Raw genomic sequence first — 18,688 nt, forward strand, 5'->3', positions numbered from 1 at the left:
CTCTTACGATTTTTTGAAAAAGGTACAAAAACCTGCAGGGTATTTTTTTCCAGATGTTTCTGGGATGTATAGTTCTGTTGTTTCGTAAATCCCTTTTGTTTTGATGCGAGAGGATAAGATTCTTTCCAAGGTGAGAGGACTAAAACCTTGGCTATGGCAACTGAGGATGACAAACTCAGGTTTGTTATCAGACAATTCCATCAAAGCATCCATTAGTTCTGATAAGTTCTCTTCAATTTTCCAAACTTCTCCTTTTGAACCACGACCAAAACTAGGTGGGTCAAGGATAAGGCCTTGGTATTTTTTCCCTCGTTTGATCTCACGGCGGATGAATTTCATGACATCATCGACAATCCAACGAACAGGTTTTGTTTCAAGGCCTGAAAGTTTTGCGTTCTCTCGTGCCCAGTCAACCATGCCTTTGGAGGCATCTACATGGCATACACTCATCCCTGCATCGAGGCATGCGAGAGTAGAGCCACCTGAATAGGCAAATAAATTCAATACTTCAAGGCCGGATTTTTTTTTACCGATCTCTCTGATTCGATTCCAGTTTGTTTCTTGTTCAGGAAAAAGACCAATATGGCCAAAGGGTGTGAGTTTGATTTTAAATGTAAGGTTCGAAAATTCGATGCTAAAACTTTCTGGAACTTTTTTTTGGAAGTTCCAATGCCCAGATCCAGAATCATTTTTGATGTACATGGCATGTAAATCGTTCCAAATCCCAGGAGTTTCTTTTCCATAAGCGGAAGTAGGGGAGGAACGTTGGAGTTTGTATCCGCCAACGATTTCTAATTTGGATAGGTCACCAGAATCCAATAATTCGTAACTTTTTGTCATACCAATTCCAGAAAAATAAAGGTTAGGTCGTCCTCCCAGTCTTTTATTTCTCGATTTGAAAATGACTCGAGTTCTTGGATGAGTTTGCCTTTGAATAAATGGTTGGGTAGTTCCCGATTGGTTTTTAGAAATTCAATTAGCCCTGTATCTCCAAACATATTCCCTTTGCGGTCAAAACATTCCAATACCCCATCACTCAAAAGGAGGATGCGATCTTTTGGTAAAACAGGGTATGTGGTTTCATCAATTTGGATTTCAGGGAATACACCGATGATTTTTCCTTTCGGATGGACTTTAATGATTTCACCAGTTGCTCTTTGTAAAAAAGCACTTGGGTGGCCTGCACGCCCAAACCTCCAAACTTTGGTAGAAGTATTGAGATATAAATAAGATGCAGTTACATACTGTGGTGAACAGTTTCCATATAAAACTCGGTTCATTCCCTCTAACACTTGTTTGGGAGAAGAAATGGAGTCTTTTTGTGTCGTGAATGCAACTTTACCCATTGCTGAAATCAGTGAGGCAGGAATTCCATGCCCAGAAACATCACATAAGACAATTCCTAATTCAAAGGGATTTGGGGAATGGTATTCATAAAAATCCCCTCCAACATCTTTCATAGGTTGGATGTAAATTTGGATTTGGAGGTTTTTGACATCTGGACTTGTTTTGGGAAGAGATTGCATGAGAATGTCACGCGAAATCTTTCGTTCTCTCCGAAGGCTTGTGACTTGCGCAAGCGCTAAATCTTTTTCTTGGCGAAGGAGTTGGATTCGATCAGCCAAAGCAAATGCAAATAAAGTAATGTCCGCTAAAGAAGCGATAGGAAATAACATCTCTTCCAAAAAGGAATTACTTGGTAAAATTCCAAATTTTAATAGTCCATAGATAACGCAGGTTAGAAGTAGGAGAAAAAATGCGATGGAAATATAATAAAAAGATCGAATCCGTTTTTTTAATCCCCAAATCAAAATTCCAAATAAAGTAATACAAATGGAAACGGATAACCAACTAACTCCAATCGAAGATTCTGATATCCCTCCAAAGAGAGCAATGCATACATTGAATAATGAAAAAGCACCTAAGAGTTGGTAAAACCTGGTAGTTCTTGGCAAACAAACTTTGATTTTTAAAAAGTTGGCCGTGAACAAAACAAAGAAAAATAAACAGATACTAAAAAAAACAGGAATCCCCACACGTTTCCAATAATAAGAATTGGGAACAAAAAAATAACCCCAGAATCCAAGTAAGGACAATTGACCCAGGCCAAAAAATAATACATAACCAATGTAATAAAAATAACTTTTGTCCCTCACGAAGAAGGCAATGGCAAGATTGTATAAGATGATGATTCCCAAACTTCCAAAAAACAATCCGTAAACCCATTGGGTCACATAATCTTCTCTTTGCAGATTCCGTTGGTTTGTGAAGACCAATGAAAATTGTAAGGAAATATCTGATTTGATGGCAATGAGAATGGTTTCTTTTTGGTGCCCCAATCGGAATACAAAATTTCTATGAGGAATTTCTCTTTGGAACATGGGTTGGATGTGACCCGATTTTGAGATGATATATGATTCACCATCAAATTTATGATACAACTCAACAAAATCAATGTTATGCGCTTGTATTAATAATAAAGGAAATTTACTCGAGTCCGGAAAGTCATTTGGATCAAGGCGTAACCACAATGTTCCTTTTAAAAATCCAAAATTTGCAAATTCATCATTTAATTTTTGAAAATTCCCATGGTTTAATACTGATTCCACTGGTACTTCGGACTTTCGATCAATCCAATAGGAAAACTGTTTTGTGGCAACAAATCGTTCTCCAATGTCTTCTCTACTTTCTGAAAAAATAGGGAAACAAATGGTAAACCAGAGAAGTAAAAAGAATGGGATTTGGAAGGGACTTGGTTTCAAGGGTTGGCTCGGACAAGGGAAAAACCCTTGCCCTGATGTTTCGTCTTACGCTTGTTTTTTTGCAGTTTCGTAAGAAATTTCTTTTGGACCTGTGTAAATTTGTCTTGGTCGACCAATTTTCAAATTTGGGTCTTCAATCATTTCTTTCCATTGTGCAATCCAACCTGGAAGTCTTCCCATAGCAAACATAACAGTAAACATGTTTGTAGGGATTCCAAGAGCTCGGTAGATGATTCCAGAATAGAAGTCTACGTTTGGATAGAGTTTTCTTTCCACAAAGTATGGATCATTGAGTGCTGCTTCTTCCAATTCTTTTGCAATATCAAGAAGAGGGTCTTTGATGCCCAATTTGTTTAATACTTTGTCACAAGCAACTTTGATGATTTTGGCACGTGGGTCAAAGTTTTTGTACACACGGTGGCCAAATCCATTGAGACGGAAACTTGAGTTTTTGTCTTTGGCTTGTTCTACGATCTTTTTAACAGAAAGACCACTTTTTTTGATCCCTTCGAGCATTTCTAAAACTTCTTGGTTGGCACCACCATGGCGAGGCCCCCATAGAGCAAGAATCCCTGCAGAAATTGCTCCATATAAATTGGCAAGTGATGAACCCACCAAACGCACAGTTGACGTTGAACAGTTTTGTTCATGGTCAGCATGTAAGATGAGGAGTAAATTGAGTGCCGAAACAATTTCTGGATCGATATGATAGTCTTCAGCTGGAACCGCAAACATCATATTCATAAAGTTAGATGCATAATCCAATTCGTTTAAAGGATGGATGATGGGTTGGCCAATTGATTTTTTATAAGCATACGCTGCAATGGTTGGAAATTTTGCCAAAAGTCGAATGATCGAAATTTCTCTATGTTCCTCATTCATCGGATCATAACTGTCTTGGTAGTAAGTGGACAAACATCCCATCATACATGACATGATCGCCATAGGGTGACCATCTTTTGGGAATCCATTGAAAAGACGTTTGAGATCTTCATGGATCATCGTGTGTTTGGTGATAGAACTATTCCATTGCGTTAGCTCTGCTGCACTTGGAAGTTTTCCATATATGAGTAAATAAGCAACTTCAGTGAATGTTGACTTTGCTGCTAAATCTTCGATGGGAATTCCACGGTAACGTAGGATTCCTTTTTCACCATCGAGAAAGGTGATTTCACTTGTACATGCACCTGTATTTAAATAACCGGAATCAATCGTAACATAACCTGACAATTGGCGGAGTTTTGTAATATCAATTGCCTTTTCGTCTTCACTTCCCACAACAATTGGAAGTTCGAACTCTTTTCCATCCACTTTCAGAATTGCCTTTTCGGACATATCTTCTCCTGTATATCTCTGTCTATTTCAAAGAATAGACAGGGGAAAGGGTGGGGAAAAGCCATTTTTTACAACTTGTGGTATTTTTTCATGATATCGTATGCGTAGAAGTTCGATACGACAATGCGACAATAGTCCCTTGATTCTTTGTAAGGAAGGTCCTCCAAAAAATGGTTAAAATCGCCAGAGTAAACGGATTTTTTCCATTTCCGTAAATTGCCAGGTCCTCCGTTGTAAGCAATCGATGCCCATTTCAACTCGTTCCCGTTCGACTTGAGAAGGTAGGCTAAAAATTTTGTTCCAAGCCGGATGGAAGTATCTGGTTCATACAGTGAATATGAAAGGATTCCCATCCTTTGCGCCAGCTCTCGTCCTGTTGCAGGCATGATTTGCATGAGCCCACGTGCGTTTGACCTTGAAGTGGCAGTCTCTTTAAAAAAGGATTCTTGGCGCATCAGTGCATACACACTGTCCTCTGGGATTCCGTTTTCGTTTGCATACCGTGAGACAAGATTTTGATGGGGCCTTGGATACATCCGAACAGAGAGAGAAGTAGGGAGTAAGATGGGATCATCGGGGATGAGATACCGTTTGAGAAGGGAACGTGTGTGGAATGCCGAATAATATGTGTTACGTGTTAAATCCCCGATCCCAACCAGGATTTCATCTTTTTCATCTTCTGATAAATTTTCTCGTTTCACATGGAAGTTCACAAGGTGGAGTCCTAAACTATCTTCTCCTACACGAAAATATTCTTTGGCCAGGTTTAAGAGTTTGTGGCCCTGGATCCTTGAACTCATTCCGCCCAATTTGTTTCCTAGTTCATATGAATCTTTTGGGTAGACAAAACCTAAATTCCGTCCGATGAGGGCACCTGATTCTTCTGGGATTCCTGCGGTATATGATAAATATTCAAATAGGTATTCTTTGTTATATGTTGGATTTTCTGGTTTATTGGATTCTTTGATGGTAGATAGAAATTCTTCTCGGATCACACGGGTGTAATAGGAACCAGGGCAAAGTGCATAATACCGTTTGAGTTCTTTTTTGAGCCTTTCGTTATCTCCATTTTCTTTTAAAGAACGTAAGAACCAATACACAAGCCTTCCTTTGACGGGAAGGTTTGGGATCTCGGCAAGGGCTCTCTCAAATTTGGCAAGTGGGGCATAATGAGATTTGTCTCCCTTTCGTTCGACCAAATATTCAATCAATCGGTCTTGGTAAAATAAATTAAATGGGTATTTGCCGAGGTATAATATTAAATTTTCAAAGTACAATTCCTTTTCACCTAATCTATCGTAGGAAGCAGCAAGTACGCGGTAATACCCAGCATCTTTTCCTGGAAAGGTTTTTAAAAGCTCAATGGCCTGTTGGAATTTGTTTTGTTGGTACAAAACATCAGCAAGTGTCACAATCCATGAGGAATCCATGTCCACAAAACTTTTGTTTGCACGTAATACCCGAAAGAGTTCATTCAATTTTCCAACCTTCGTTAAAGAAGATGTTAGGTGTTTGAACCCTTCGTAATAATTCAACCGACTGGAAAATAACTCAGGTCTCGAACGAAAGAGTGCTTCTTTATCATTCGAATTGATGGCAGGCAGGAATAATGTGATTTCAGAAGGATTTAATTGTAAAATACTCCCACTCCCTTTGTATTTACTCCAATCGGAAGCGATCATTTGTATCGTTTGGTCCAATAGACCATCTTTTTGTAAACAACCGAGCCATTCATCGATCGCACCTTTTTCATCGCCAAGGACTAGTTTCGCTTTTCCATAACGATACAAACTATCGCCTGTTAAGAGATACCTTTTGTGAGAGTCAGGGATGGATTGGATTTTTTCAATGATTTCTTTCCATTGATTATTTGCTGCCAGTAATCTGATTTGTTCATCTAACACTCGTCTGCAAATGGGGTCCTCTTCCAAATTCAATCGATTTAAAAATTGAATTCGTTCTGTCGGAGTGAGGTAGTTTTTGGATGTGATTTCATTGTACAACTTCCAATAACTCAATTTAAACAAAGTGGTTTGGAAGGGCATGGTTTGAGTGAGGATTTTTTTTACTTCATCTTCATTTGCTTCTGTCACAAAAACACCGCGAATGAGGGATAATAAATACCGAAATCGCTTCTCCTTGTCTCCGTTAGGTGATTTTTCGTGGAATTCGATGAGTGAATACACTTCACTTTCTCGAGATGGTGTTGTGTTTTTGAAATGAGATTCAATTTGTCCCCATTGGTGGGATTTAACTAAATAATGAAGGTCTGTCTCAGCAAGTAGGGATGTAGTGAAAAAGAGAAGAATTCTACTTGCTAACCAAAAATGCCTCATGCATACTTCCTATGATTACGAATTTAGAGAGGGAAGGTTCCCCTCCTTATGAGCTTACAAACAGAATACAAACTGCGCTGGCCCGAATACCGAATCGAATTCCACCCTACGGAAGAAACCCAAACAAATGTTTCTCTTCCTGAGTTATGGCCAGAGCTTCGTGCCTTTTTTTCAGGCAATCAGTCTCGTTTTGCAAACTACCTTTTTTACCTATCGACCGATTTCTCTGGGGGGTTCAGCCTTTGTTCGGTTCTCGGGGAAAATGATGCCAACTTTCGGTTCCACGACCCCGTTTTGCAAGCTCCCACAAGTTTTCCCAAAGAAAGTTTGGAAAAGATTTGGAAACTCTGCCAAAATCGTGAATTTGAGGAAATGGAACGGGAGGATTGGGAGCTCATTGGTTTTGGACTCTTGTATGTGGGAAATATTTCAGAATTTCGAAAATGGGTCCTCACCACCAAAGAGTTTTTTGGCCAATCGGATGACAACCGCCGGTTTTTATATCTACTTGGGTGGGAATTTTCGGAAATTCCATTTGAGAATTCTATATTACACATGTTAGTTGAGTATGCCAAAGGGAATTTTGAGAAAATTCATTTTCCAACCTTAGTGGAGGCAGCAATGAGTGACTCTCATTGGCAACTGATGGGAGTTTTGTTTCATGCGATCGAACTTGGATTGTTACAAGCTCCAGATTCCTTTCGCATTTGGAAATTTCTGATCGGATTTTATGATGAATGGGAAACTTGGGGAAAAGAAAAATTCCAATTCGTATCCTTTGGTAAAATCCCACCTTTTTATGCCTTACGATTTGCAAAACGTTACTTACCAGAAACAACATTTTCTAAATACCAATCCGATTTAGAATCAGAGTTAAGAGGGGATTGGATGAATGGAAGTGAGTTTGGTTATGAACTCACTCATACTATGAATCCATGTATTGATACTATTGTACGGTTTCGGAATGAAGGGGAAAGTTTTGAAAGGGAATTAAATGTGGAGTTGGTTTTGAAACCCTATTCATATTTACTTTCTCTGCAACTCGCATGCATCCAATTCGTAAAAAAAGAATATGATCTTTTTTTGAAATTTTACCAAAAATCGGGAAGACTCAAACATTTACCCCTCGCTCTCAATTTATATTGGAGAGTTTTGCAAAGTAAAGGTGATACAAAAACAAGTTCAGCCATCAAACGTTCGTTAGAAAGCGGAAATCAATCAATTACTTTACCTGAGGGTTGGGAATAAGATGCCACTTTCGCAAGAACAAATTATGGAACTCTCCAAATTGCAGAAAATGTTAAGGAATTTGGAGAAAATTGAACGAAATGCAAAAAACGATCTCCAAAAAGAACGTGTTGCGTTTGATATCGAACGTTACAGACGTAGGATGCAAGAAGTATCTCCCGATGGAATTCCAGACAATTTGGAACAAACCATGCGAAATGCCAAAACCAGGGAAGAAAATCCTGAAAGCCTCAAACATAAAATCATTTCTCAATACCCTGTGATGAAAATTTCACCCAATTCAAATGATAGTGAGATCAACCAAATTGGAACTCTTATCAATATTATGGATTTGGAATATATCCCCATCCTAGGGGATGCTCATATCAAATTTGATTATTCTCATGCTACGGAACGAGACTCGGTTCTGAAGTATATGGAGAACTTACGTCGTAATATGAAAATCCTTGTAGAAACCGTGGAAGAGTATGCGGCCGCAGACAAACAAGAGTTTCGTGAACAGCTCTCTCGTATGAAAAACAAACAATCTCGTATCTTTATTGCAGAGTCCTTTGAGACCTTAGGTAAGTTCCGAGACTTCCTTGTAGCCGTAAACAAAGACATCAAAGAAGGAAACAACGTCATCATGAACATGGAAGAGCCAATCAAATTCAATCCAAGGTTTGAAAAGGCAACTGTTTTAGAAGGACGATCCATTATGGAAGGACTTCGTGAATTTGAGGAATTTGCCGAAGAAGCATGTGATTTGATACGCCTCCCGTCGTTTCGAGGGTAAAAAAACCTTTTCATTCCTAGGGGGAACGAAGACACTGTGAAAAATCACATACACGGACTCGCAAACGCATGGCATTAGTCAAAAATCAGACCGAAGTTACCAATTCAACTATTGGTGAGAATTCTTACTTCAACGGAAAATTCTTCATTAATGGATCTCTTAAAATTGACGGTAAATTCGAGGGAAAATCCCTCCAAGCCGAACACCTCTACATCGGTGTCACGGGAAAGGTCAAAACCAATATCACAGCGGCGAGTGTCATCGTGGAAGGGATCATTGTTGGGAACGTAACGGCTAGAAACCGTGTGATGTTCCTTCCCACCTCCAAAATCCTTGGGGACATCAAAACTCCCGAACTCATCATCCAAAATGGAGTGATTTTAGAGGGTCGTTGTATGATTTCCAATGACCTCAAACACAGCGCAAAAGACCTGATCGAATTAGAATATTCCAAGGATTCTCTTAGCGTCGAAAAGATTTTTGGGAAACAGCCAAACGCCAAAGAATAATTGAAAACCATCTTCATTTCGGAAGGCGATCCAACGAGTATCAATTATGAACTTTTGGCATCTGCCTTCCCTCTCTTACAAACCTTAGGAAAACACCACCGCATTTACCTCGTCCGAGGGTCGCACAACCAAACACTTCCTTCCCTTCCAAACCTGACAAAACCAACGGATGGTCCTGGTTTTTATTCCCTCACTTGGAAAGGAACAGGAAAATCCAAATCCTTTGTGCTTGGCAAACCCTCTACTTCCTCTGGGAAAATGGCATACGACTCACTGCTTTCTGCCATTGGCTTCCAAAAGGAATTTGGTGGTGACCTCATCACCCTGCCGCTCTCAAAGGAGTGGGTGCAAAAAGCGGGAGTAAAGGGGTTTCGAGGTCATACGGAAACTTTGGCAGACGCATACAAACGACCTACCTTTATGATGATGGCTGGTGAAACATTGAATGTGATTCCCTTAACGACTCATGTTCCCTTAAAAGATGTTGTGAAAGAACTAAAAAAATTTGATTGGAAAGAGCTTAGCCGTGCCATCCAAACATCCCCGTATCTTAACGATCCCACCATAGGTTATCTAGGACTAAACCCCCATGCAGGAGAAGGGGGAAAGATGGGAACTGAAGAAATTACCATTTTAAAAAAAGGGGTCTCACTCCTACGGAAGGCAAAATTTTCCGTGGAAGGTCCCCTTTCTGCTGATTCTGCTTTTTTACCGGGTGCCAAACCGTACGATTTGTATTTGGCCTGTTACCATGACCAAGGCCTGATCCCATTTAAATTGCTTGAAGGAAAGAAGGGCGTGAATATAACCTTAGGACTGGATTTCACTCGTGTGTCCCCAGACCATGGAACTGCTTTTGGAATCGCCGGAAAAAGATGTGCGGATCCTTCGGGACTCATTGCCTGTTTAGAACGACTTGTGGAGACAAAAACAAAGCCTGTATGACTCTTTTGGAAACCCTTGCTTTTCCCGTTTTATTCATTTGGTTTGTGGGACTCCTTCTCACTTTTTTCCGTAAAGATTTAGAACCACATTGGAAGTTCTTTTTCTTTTTGGTGTTTTGTTTTTATCTCGTTCAATTTTTCCCAGATTTTTGGTTAGGTGTCAGCAGGTGGAAGGAAAATCCAAAAGCAGAAGTTTTGCAGTGGATTTCGGCCATGGGAAACTCCATTTATGTGTTTTTGTTTTTTTTATGGCCCCTTGTCCTCATTCGAATTTATTATTCTGCTTCAAACAATTTAAGTAAAACCTTGATTCCAAGCTTAGCATATGGGACGGTTTTGTATTGGGCATTATTTTTTCTTTGGACTCTCTATTCAAAAGAGTTCAATGAATGGCTTCATCAAGTATTTGCAAATAAGTAAAAGAAAGGGCGAACAATGGCAGTTCCATTTATAGATATCAAACGATTTGAACCAGGATTTTTGGACACCTGGAATGAAAAAGTAAAGTCCATGTCAGAAAACGCACAGTTCATTGGCGGAAATGAAGTTACCGATTTAGAAACAAACCTTGCCACTTGGGCTGAAACCAAGTATGCCATTGGTTGTGCCAACGGAACTGATGCCTTACAACTTGCATTACGTGCTGTGGGTGTGGGTCGTGGTGATAAAGTGTTATTACCTGATTCAACGTTCTGGGCAACCTTCGAAGCCGTTGTGAATGTGGGTGGGGATCCATACACTGTGGATACAAACCCCGTGGATTTACAAATGGATTTCCAGGTATTCCAGGAAGCTGTGGAAAAAGTAAAACCTAAGGCAGCACTCGTCGTCCATTTGTATGGATGGGGGACATCCAAAATTGAAGAACTTCGAAAGTTTTGTAAGGAAAAAAATGTAGCCCTCATTGAAGACGGTGCTCAGTGTTTCGGTGTCAAACACAATGGAAACTCTTTATACAAAGATGCACTGATCTCAACAACTTCCTTTTACCCAGCGAAGGTGTTAGGTGCCGCTGGTGATGGTGGCGCAGTCTTTACAAACGATGAAGAGTTGTCTATTGTCACTCGCCGCCTTGTGAACCACGGAAGGACATCTCATTACGAACATGGACTTGTGGGATGGAATTCAAGACTTGATTCTTTACAGGCTGCATTTCTCAATCTTTCCTTAAAACACTTACAAAAGAGAATCGAATCTCGTAAGGCATCACAAAACATCTATTATAAGGAATTACCTGGACTTGGGATTGGTGTGATCCAACCTCCAAAAGGGTATGACGAAAATGGATACTGTAATGTAACACTTGTGGATCCCGAAATCCGTCCGAAAATAGAAGCAGTTTTAAAAGAAAAAGGGATTGGTTTTGGCAATATTTACCCAGGTGCTATGTCTGACCAACCTGGAGCAAAACCTTACCTCATCGAACGATTTGGAAAAGACGGAAATGCTCGTAGGATTTCTAAATCAGTACTCAATTTCCCACTTTTTGCTTACATGACAAGTTCTGAAATGGACGAAGTTTTGAGTGCAATAAGAGCGTATAACGCTAGTAAGTAATGGAAAAAATTCGGGTAGGAGTCTTTTTATTCTTTTTACTCATCCTTGCGGTGTTAACTTTTAGTTTGTCTAAAAGTTGGCGCCTCTATGATGGTGGGTATGAAGTGACTGTGGAAACACCGGAGTCAAAAGAAAAAGACAACTCACCCGAACCAACAGACAGTTTGGATTTAGAAGATGGGAATGGAAAAATTTATTGGAAACAATACTTTATCTACCCACATGGACTTGTCACAGAATCCGGTGGGTTTGGTCCTGATGGGATTTTATCCCATGCCCGTAATTTATATTCTATCAGTTTAAAAGATGGTAAAGTGCAAAAACTCTTCACTCATGATGTTTACATTTGGGATTTTTTTGTAGGGGAGTTTTCTAAAAAATCGGTATCAAATACCATAGATGATCCAAAAGAAGATGTATTACAAATTGAGAAAAAACTTTTGATTTTTGCAGTGACTGAAGATAGTAATTTGGACGGAGTTCTCAATTACAAGGATCATAAATTTGTTTTCCTTTTTGACCCAGATACCAACCAATTGGATTCTGTTTTACCAACTGGTTTTCATTTTCGTAAAGTATTATACAATTCCTCTAAAAACCACCTAACTTTGATTTTGGGAAAAAATCCTGAAATACTAATGAAAAACCAAAAGAAAAAACTTCCAGAACCACCGATCAAACTGCACCTCTTTGATTATGATGTAGTTTCCGCAAAAGGAACACTCAGTGGTTCTCTGGAGGCTTTTGTTACACAAGAACCTAACTAAACAAACTGTTTAAAGTCTTCCCATCGATTCGAAGTTAAAAATAAATCCAAATTGAAAACCTGCATGGTTGATGGATTCGGATTCAAATGCATTGGATTTAAGGATTTTTCTCGATCCATAAATTTCAATGGCGATTCCAAATTCAGGTGTGATGAAATAATTGGTTCCGAATGCCACTCTCCCTCCATAACCTGTCCCTGGATGGGTGTAGGTAGGGTAGTACAAATTGTTCAACTGGCCTGATCTATATTTTGTATCAAAATTTAAAACACTCACTTCAAGTCCTACATAGGGATCAAATCGATTTTTGGATAAAAAATGATAATTGAGGCCGAGTCCATAACTTCGGTCTTTATACAGAGTAGCACTTAACGGAATCGCTTCGATATAAGTTGTGTAACCGTTTGGTTGACTTCGATCGATTACTGCAAGTTGGTTTGTGCCTTGTGACTCGATGGCGATGGTATTGTAGGAGATAAAAAATCCAAGATTGTCCGTTAAACCGTATTCCATGGATACCCTTCTTGTATTTCCGGATTGGATTTTGTCTGTGGGGAGTGGAAAACTTTGGGGAAAAGGAACGGTACCAACCATACGAACGGGCAAAATTCCTAAATTGGCTTGGCTACGAAGTCCATTTTGGTAATCCTTTTCCCTTTGGATGAGAGATCCTCCCGTATAGGATGTTTCCCCTCCAATCATTGAAAAATAAAACACACCTTTGTAAAATCCATAGGATGGTTCTGGTTTTTGCACCTGAGCACGGACATTGGTATAGGGAATGCAGATCGCCAAACAAATGATTGTGACAAAACGATTAAAATGATTGAATTCAATTCTCATTGAAGAAAGTGTAACGACTGCTTAATGGATGTCAAATGCAAAAAAAAGGCCTTTGAGGAAACCCCAAGGCCTATTTCTAACATTCGAATGTAGCGATGTACTTGTTTTTTAGGCTAAAGCATCTTTCACTAAATCTTCTTGTTCTTTTAAGTGAGTGACAACGTGACCACAAGCAGGGCTCGGGAATTCAGAACGACCTGCATAATGCAAACGTTTGTTTTCTGGAATCAGTGCTTCGATACGATCTCGAACAAAGAACCAAGCTCCTTGGTTTTTTGGTTCTTCCTGAACCCAAACAAATTTTTTCAGTTTTCCGTAACTTGTGATCATTTGTTTGATATGGTTTTCTGGGAAAGGGTAAAGTTGTTCGATACGAACGACAGCAATGTTTTCCAATTTTTGGGAATCGATCGCCTTACGTAAGTCATAGTAAACCTTTCCAGAACAAAAGAGTAATTTTTCTACTTTTTCTGGTTTTGCCACAGGGTCCGGTAGGATCTTTTTAAAAGCACCGGTTGTGATGTCTTCCAAACTAGATGCAGCATCTTTCAAACGAAGCAGTGACTTCGGTGTCATGATGATGAGAGGTTTTCTAAAACTTTGTAAGATTTGACGGCGGAGGATATGGAAGTACTGCGCCGGAGTGGTTAGGTTTGCCACTTGGATATTATCGAGAGCACATAGTTGGAGGAACCGTTCGAGCCTTGCGGAAGAATGTTCTGGACCTTGCCCTTCGTATCCATGTGGTAATAAACAAACAAGTCCCGACATCCTTTGCCATTTGATTTCCGAACTGGAAATGAACTGGTCGAAGATCACCTGTGCGTTGTTAGCAAAGTCACCAAATTGAGCTTCCCACATCACAAGGCTACTTGGATCTGCTAGGGAAAATCCATATTCAAAGCCAAGGCAAGAGTATTCCGAAAGGGATGAGTTAACGATTTCGATCTTTGCTTGTTTGTCACTGATATGGTTGAGTAGGGTGAGTTTTTTCCCATTTACAATATCAGAAAGAGTGGCATGTCTGTGTGAGAACGTTCCCCTTTGTGCATCCTGCCCACCAAGACGAATCGGAAATCCATTTTCCAAAATGGACCCAAAAGAGAGCGCTTCTGCAAATCCCCAGTCAATCGGAAGTTCGCCAGCACCCATTTTTTTACGGTCTTCCAAAACTTTGATGTGTTTTGGATTCGCTGTAAAACCACTTGGCAATGAAGTTACTGCTTTCACGATTCCACCCAATTGTTGTTGGAGGAGTTGAGTGTGGACATCGGAATCAAGAGGTTCTTTTGTATACCTTGACCAAACACCACCAAGAGTGTCCACTGTGATCCGAGTGTCTTTTTCTTTTGCTTGTTGGAATGAGTCTTCTAATCCTTGTGCGATTCCATCTTTGATGAATTGGATTTCGTCAGGAGTAATGTCCCCTCGTTGTAATAATCTTTGTTCATAAAGAGATATCGTTTTCGGATGTTTTTTGATGATATCATACATTTGAGGTTGTGTGAACGAAGGTTCGTCCGTTTCGTTATGACCCAACCTTCTGTAACAAATCAAATCGATGATCACATCTTTTTTAAATTTTTGACGGTATTCTAACGCAAGTTTTGTGACTCGGTATGCCGCTTCTGGGTCATCACCATTCACATGGAAAATCGGAACTTGGAAACCCTTTGCAAGGTCAGTTGCGTACAAAGTAGATCTGGATTCACTTGGAAGGGTGGTAAATCCGATTTGGTTATTGATGACGATATGGAAGGTTCCACCAACTGTATACCCTTCTAAGTTCATCATATTAAAGGTCTCGGCCACAACACCCTGCCCTGCAAACGCTGCATCTCCATGGATGGCAACAGGCATGTATTTAGAACGATCTACATCTTTTGCCATTTCTTGGCGTGCACGAACCGATCCAAAGATCACTGGGTCTACTGCTTCTAAATGTGATGGGTTGAATGCTAAAGAGAGTTTCACTTCTTTACCATAATGGGTCATCACATTATTGGAATAACCTAGGTGGTACTTGACGTCCGCATAACCAAGTTGTCCAGGGTTTAGTTTTTCTTCAAATTCGGCAAAGATAAGTCCTGCTGGTTTACGGATGATGTTCACAAGAACGTTAAGTCGTCCCCTATGGGCCATCCCAATGACAAGGGCGTCCATTTTATGACCACCCGCTTCTTCCACAAGGGTATCAAGCATGGGGATCATGGTTTCCCCACCTTCGAGTGAAAATCGTTTTTTCCCTACGAATTTTTTAGCGAGAAAGTTTTCAAAACTATCGGCTTGGTATAGTTTTTCAAACAACCGTAAGGCGGTCTTTTTACTGATTGGTTCGTTATTGGCAAGAGGTTCCATTCGGTTTTGTAACCACTCACGTTCCTCATCATTGACAAGGTAGTAGTGTTCGCAACCAATTGATCCACAATAGGTTTTTTCAAACCAATCGATGACGTTTTTTAGTTTTGTTTTTCCGAGATTGGCAATCCCTGAATCCACTTCAGTGTCTAGGTCGGATTCTTTTAGGGCTTTGATTTTTAAATCGATGAATTCGCGGTTGGGTTTGTTGATTCCTAATGGATCTAGGTTTGCTGCAAGGTGGCCTTGCCTTCTGTAAGCATTGAGAAGGTTGATGATACCAAAATCACTGAGAGAAGAGTCTTTACGATGTTCGGTGGATGTGTAGTTCACATACCCATTTCCATTAAAACCACCTCCGTTCGAACCATTGTTCGATACAGAAGATCGCTCCAAATCATGAAAAAAATCGATCCAATCTTTGGATAAGGAAGAAGGATCTTCCTTAAATTGTTTGTAATACTCTTCCAATAATACAACGTTATCGCCGTATAAACTCATCATCTGATCGGTTGTCATATATTCTCCCTAAAACAACAAAACAACAGTTCCATTATGAATGGATGGACCATTTTGCATCCGCATCCATTGCCGCTTCCCTAAGGACTTCGGAAAGAGTGGGGTGCGCATGTGTCGAACGAGCAATGTCTTCAGCGCTCGCACCGAATTCAAATGCGATGGCAGCTTCTGCGATCATATCGGAGGCCCTTGGCCCAACGATATAGACGCCAAGCAGTTTGTCCGTTTTTTTGTCAGCGAGGACTTTTACTTGTCCATCGGTTTCGTTCATTGCTTTGGCACGTGCATTCGGTTTGAACATGTATTTACCTACTTTGTATTCAATCCCTTTTGCCTTCAGTTCTTCTTCACCTTGTCCGACCCAAGCCACTTCTGGCCATGTGTACACAATCCAAGGAATGGCTTTGTAATTCACATGGCCATACTTGCCACAAATGAGTTCGGCCACAGCAATGCCTTCGTCTTCGGCTTTGTGAGCGAGCATCGGTCCATCCACTACGTCCCCAATGGCATAAATATTTGGAATGTTTGTTTGGAATTTGTTTGGTTCTACTTTGACACGACCACGGTCTGTCATCTCAATTCCAATCTCTTTGGCACCAAGTCCATCTGTGTTGGGACGTCGACCAATGGAAACAAGGACCTTGTCTCCTTCGAGAATTGTTTTTTTGCCGTCTTTGCCTTCGATTTCGACTTCAACTTTTTTTCCTTTTACCTTTGCACCATGTACTTTGGTTTCAAAGAGGAAGTTAATCCCTTGCCCAGTTAATAATCTTTCGGCAAGGCTTGCCATTGCTTGGTCAGCCGTTCCGAAAAGGCGTGGCATAAGTTCCACTACAGTGACTTTGGCACCGAGTCGTAACCATACGGATCCAAGTTCAAGACCAATGACTCCTGCACCTACAATGATTAGGTGTTCAGGAACCGAATCAAACCCAATGGCATGGTCAGAAGTCACAATGTTTTTTCCATCTACAGGAAGAGGAGGGATTTCAATCGGAGTGGATCCTGTGGCAATGATGATGTTTGTTCCGCTAATGGATTCTTTTTTTCCATCGTCTGCCGTAATCGACACTTCTGTTTTCGATACAAAACTAGCATGACCCAAGTATCGAGTGATTTTGTTTTTTTTCATCAAGTAGTCAACACCCGATGTCACTTCACTCACCACTTTGTCTTTTCTTGCCATCATCTTAGCGATATCAATTTTAACATCTTTTACGGAAATTCCATGGTCTGCTAACTTGTGTTTTGTTTTATGAAATTCCTCAGAAGAATCCAATAGGGCTTTGGAAGGGATACAACCTACGTTGAGACAAGTCCCACCAAGTGTTTTTCGTTTTTCGATGATGGCTACTTTTTTACCAAGTTGGGCCGCGCGAACCGCAGCCACATACCCACCAGGACCGGCACCAATGACAATGATATCATATTGTTCCATATTCGTGCCTATACCTCAAAGAGGAGTCTAGTTGGGTCCTCTACCATTTCTTTGATCTTCACAAGGAACTGCACTGCTTCCTTTCCATCCACAATTCTGTGGTCATAGGATAACGCGAGGTACATCATAGGACGGATTACAATTTGGTCATTCACAACGACGGCACGTTTGACGATGTTATGCATCCCAAGGATTCCCGATTGAGGAGGGTTCAGGATCGGTGTCGACATCATCGATCCATACACACCACCATTGGAAATGGAAAAGGTTCCCCCTTCCATATCTTCGAGTGAAATTTTTCCATCTTTCACTTTACCAGCAAGCCTTGCGATTTCTTGTTCCACTCCAGCGAAACTGAGTAGATCTGCATTACGAACAACAGGAACCACGAGTCCTTTGGGACCACCCACTGCCACTCCGATATCGTAGTAGTTTTTGTAGACAATGTCTGTTCCACGAATTTCTGCATTGATGGCAGGGAAAGCCTTGAGTGCTGCCACTGCTGCTTTTGTAAACAGTGACATGAAGCCAAGTCCCACACCATGGGTTTCTTTGAACTTGTCTTTGTATTTATTACGAAGATCCATAATGGGAGACATATCCACTTCGTTAAACGTAGTGAGAATGGCTGCCGTATGTTGTGCATTTACCAATCGATTAGCGATCGTTTGGCGGAGTTTTGTCATCGGCACAACAGTTTCTCTAGGACCCGAGTTTGCCGATACCACAACCGCTTTTGGAATCTCAGGGCTTGGTGTAGCTGATGCCGCAGGTTTGGAAGCTCCACCACCTTTTTCCATATATAGAATCACATCTTCTTTTGTGATTTGGCCGTTACGACCAGTGCCTGTGATCTTTGAGGCATCTAATTTATTTTCTTCGATGAGTTTACGAGCAGCAGGAGGGAGTTCCTCATTCACTTTTCCTGTGTTAGGTTGTGCAGCAGGAGCTTCCGCTTTTGGAGTTGGGTTACTAGAACCAGCAGGAGCTGAAGCCACAGCACCTTCTTCAATGGCACCAATGATGTCTCTCACATGGACCACATCTCCCACTTTTTTGGAGATGGATTTTAAAACCCCGGAAGTTGGAGCAGGGATTTCTAACGAAACTTTGTCTGTTTCTAAAATCGCGAGCACTTCGTCTACTTTTACGGCATCGCCTTCTTTTTTGGTCCAAGCACTGATGGTCGCTTCGGTTACGGATTCCCCCATCTCGGGGACTTTGATTTCTATTGCCATGAAATATTCCTTAGCAGGTTTTTAGAGAAAAATAGCGTTTTTGAGGAGTGAGATCC

At 40.7% G+C, this 18,688-nt stretch carries 15 protein-coding genes; 7 read left to right on the forward strand and 8 right to left on the reverse strand.

Features of this window, described 5'->3' with window-relative positions; all coding sequences use genetic code 11:
• Positions 1 to 3: 3 nt before the first annotated feature.
• The 4 genes from LEP1GSC202_RS02285 to LEP1GSC202_RS02300 form a co-directional block, all read right to left on the reverse strand.
• A complete protein-coding gene (locus LEP1GSC202_RS02285) occupies positions 4 to 840 on the reverse strand; it encodes a class I SAM-dependent methyltransferase (protein WP_015676063.1) in 837 nt (278 codons plus the stop codon).
• Positions 837 to 2,762, reverse strand: a complete 1,926-nt coding sequence (locus LEP1GSC202_RS02290) for a SpoIIE family protein phosphatase (RefSeq protein WP_015676065.1) — start codon at positions 2,760 to 2,762, stop codon at positions 837 to 839. Before LEP1GSC202_RS02290 ends, LEP1GSC202_RS02285 begins: the two co-directional genes overlap by 4 nt.
• A gap of 45 nt (positions 2,763 to 2,807) precedes the next feature.
• Entirely contained in the window at positions 2,808 to 4,097 is a 1,290-nt protein-coding gene (locus tag LEP1GSC202_RS02295; protein ID WP_015676072.1) for a citrate synthase, read from the reverse strand.
• Positions 4,098 to 4,165: 68 nt separating this feature from the next.
• A complete protein-coding gene (locus LEP1GSC202_RS02300; protein ID WP_015676077.1) occupies positions 4,166 to 6,433 on the reverse strand; it encodes a lytic transglycosylase domain-containing protein in 2,268 nt (755 codons plus the stop codon).
• A 48-nt stretch (positions 6,434 to 6,481) separates the two neighbouring features.
• On the opposite strand from LEP1GSC202_RS02300, the gene LEP1GSC202_RS02305 reads away from it, so the two are divergent.
• The 7 genes from LEP1GSC202_RS02305 (at position 6,482) to LEP1GSC202_RS02335 (ending at position 12,233) form a co-directional block, all read left to right on the forward strand.
• A complete protein-coding gene (locus LEP1GSC202_RS02305; protein ID WP_015676053.1) occupies positions 6,482 to 7,681 on the forward strand; it encodes an LBF_1011 family protein in 1,200 nt (399 codons plus the stop codon).
• Between the two features lies 1 nt (position 7,682).
• A complete protein-coding gene (locus LEP1GSC202_RS02310) occupies positions 7,683 to 8,456 on the forward strand; it encodes a hypothetical protein (RefSeq protein WP_015676038.1) in 774 nt (257 codons plus the stop codon).
• A gap of 68 nt (positions 8,457 to 8,524) precedes the next feature.
• Positions 8,525 to 8,965, forward strand: a complete 441-nt coding sequence (locus LEP1GSC202_RS02315; protein WP_015676060.1) for a bactofilin family protein — start codon at positions 8,525 to 8,527, stop codon at positions 8,963 to 8,965.
• The gene (locus tag LEP1GSC202_RS02320) at positions 8,966 to 9,910 is read left to right on the forward strand and encodes a PdxA family dehydrogenase (protein WP_015676071.1); all 945 of its coding nucleotides are present in this window, start codon (positions 8,966 to 8,968) and stop codon (positions 9,908 to 9,910) included. It abuts the gene before it with no gap.
• Entirely contained in the window at positions 9,907 to 10,329 is a 423-nt protein-coding gene (locus LEP1GSC202_RS02325; protein WP_015676066.1) for a hypothetical protein, read from the forward strand. The genes LEP1GSC202_RS02320 and LEP1GSC202_RS02325 overlap by 4 nt, the downstream gene beginning before the upstream one ends.
• Before the next feature lie 15 nt (positions 10,330 to 10,344).
• A complete protein-coding gene (locus tag LEP1GSC202_RS02330; protein WP_015676052.1) occupies positions 10,345 to 11,466 on the forward strand; it encodes a DegT/DnrJ/EryC1/StrS aminotransferase family protein in 1,122 nt (373 codons plus the stop codon).
• Positions 11,466 to 12,233, forward strand: coding sequence for a hypothetical protein (locus LEP1GSC202_RS02335; protein ID WP_015676057.1), 768 nt, complete (start codon positions 11,466 to 11,468; stop codon positions 12,231 to 12,233). The genes LEP1GSC202_RS02330 and LEP1GSC202_RS02335 overlap by 1 nt, the downstream gene beginning before the upstream one ends.
• A gap of 9 nt (positions 12,234 to 12,242) precedes the next feature.
• On the opposite strand, the gene LEP1GSC202_RS02340 is transcribed toward LEP1GSC202_RS02335, so the two are convergent.
• The 4 genes from LEP1GSC202_RS02340 to odhB all read right to left on the reverse strand — a co-directional run bounded on the left by LEP1GSC202_RS02340 (position 12,243) and on the right by odhB (position 18,632).
• Positions 12,243 to 13,076, reverse strand: a complete 834-nt coding sequence (locus LEP1GSC202_RS02340; protein ID WP_015676062.1) for a hypothetical protein — start codon at positions 13,074 to 13,076, stop codon at positions 12,243 to 12,245.
• Between the two features lie 108 nt (positions 13,077 to 13,184).
• Entirely contained in the window at positions 13,185 to 15,953 is a 2,769-nt protein-coding gene (locus LEP1GSC202_RS02345; RefSeq protein WP_015676069.1) for a 2-oxoglutarate dehydrogenase E1 component, read from the reverse strand.
• Positions 15,954 to 15,987: 34 nt separating this feature from the next.
• Positions 15,988 to 17,394, reverse strand: coding sequence for a dihydrolipoyl dehydrogenase (gene lpdA / locus LEP1GSC202_RS02350; RefSeq protein ID WP_015676055.1), 1,407 nt, complete (start codon positions 17,392 to 17,394; stop codon positions 15,988 to 15,990).
• Between the two features lie 8 nt (positions 17,395 to 17,402).
• Positions 17,403 to 18,632, reverse strand: coding sequence for a 2-oxoglutarate dehydrogenase complex dihydrolipoyllysine-residue succinyltransferase (gene odhB, locus LEP1GSC202_RS02355; protein WP_015676037.1), 1,230 nt, complete (start codon positions 18,630 to 18,632; stop codon positions 17,403 to 17,405).
• Between the last annotated feature and the right edge of the window lie 56 nt (positions 18,633 to 18,688).

The organism is Leptospira yanagawae serovar Saopaulo str. Sao Paulo = ATCC 700523 (assembly GCF_000332475.2).
Taxonomy (GTDB): Bacteria; Spirochaetota; Leptospiria; order Leptospirales; family Leptospiraceae; genus Leptospira_A; species Leptospira_A yanagawae.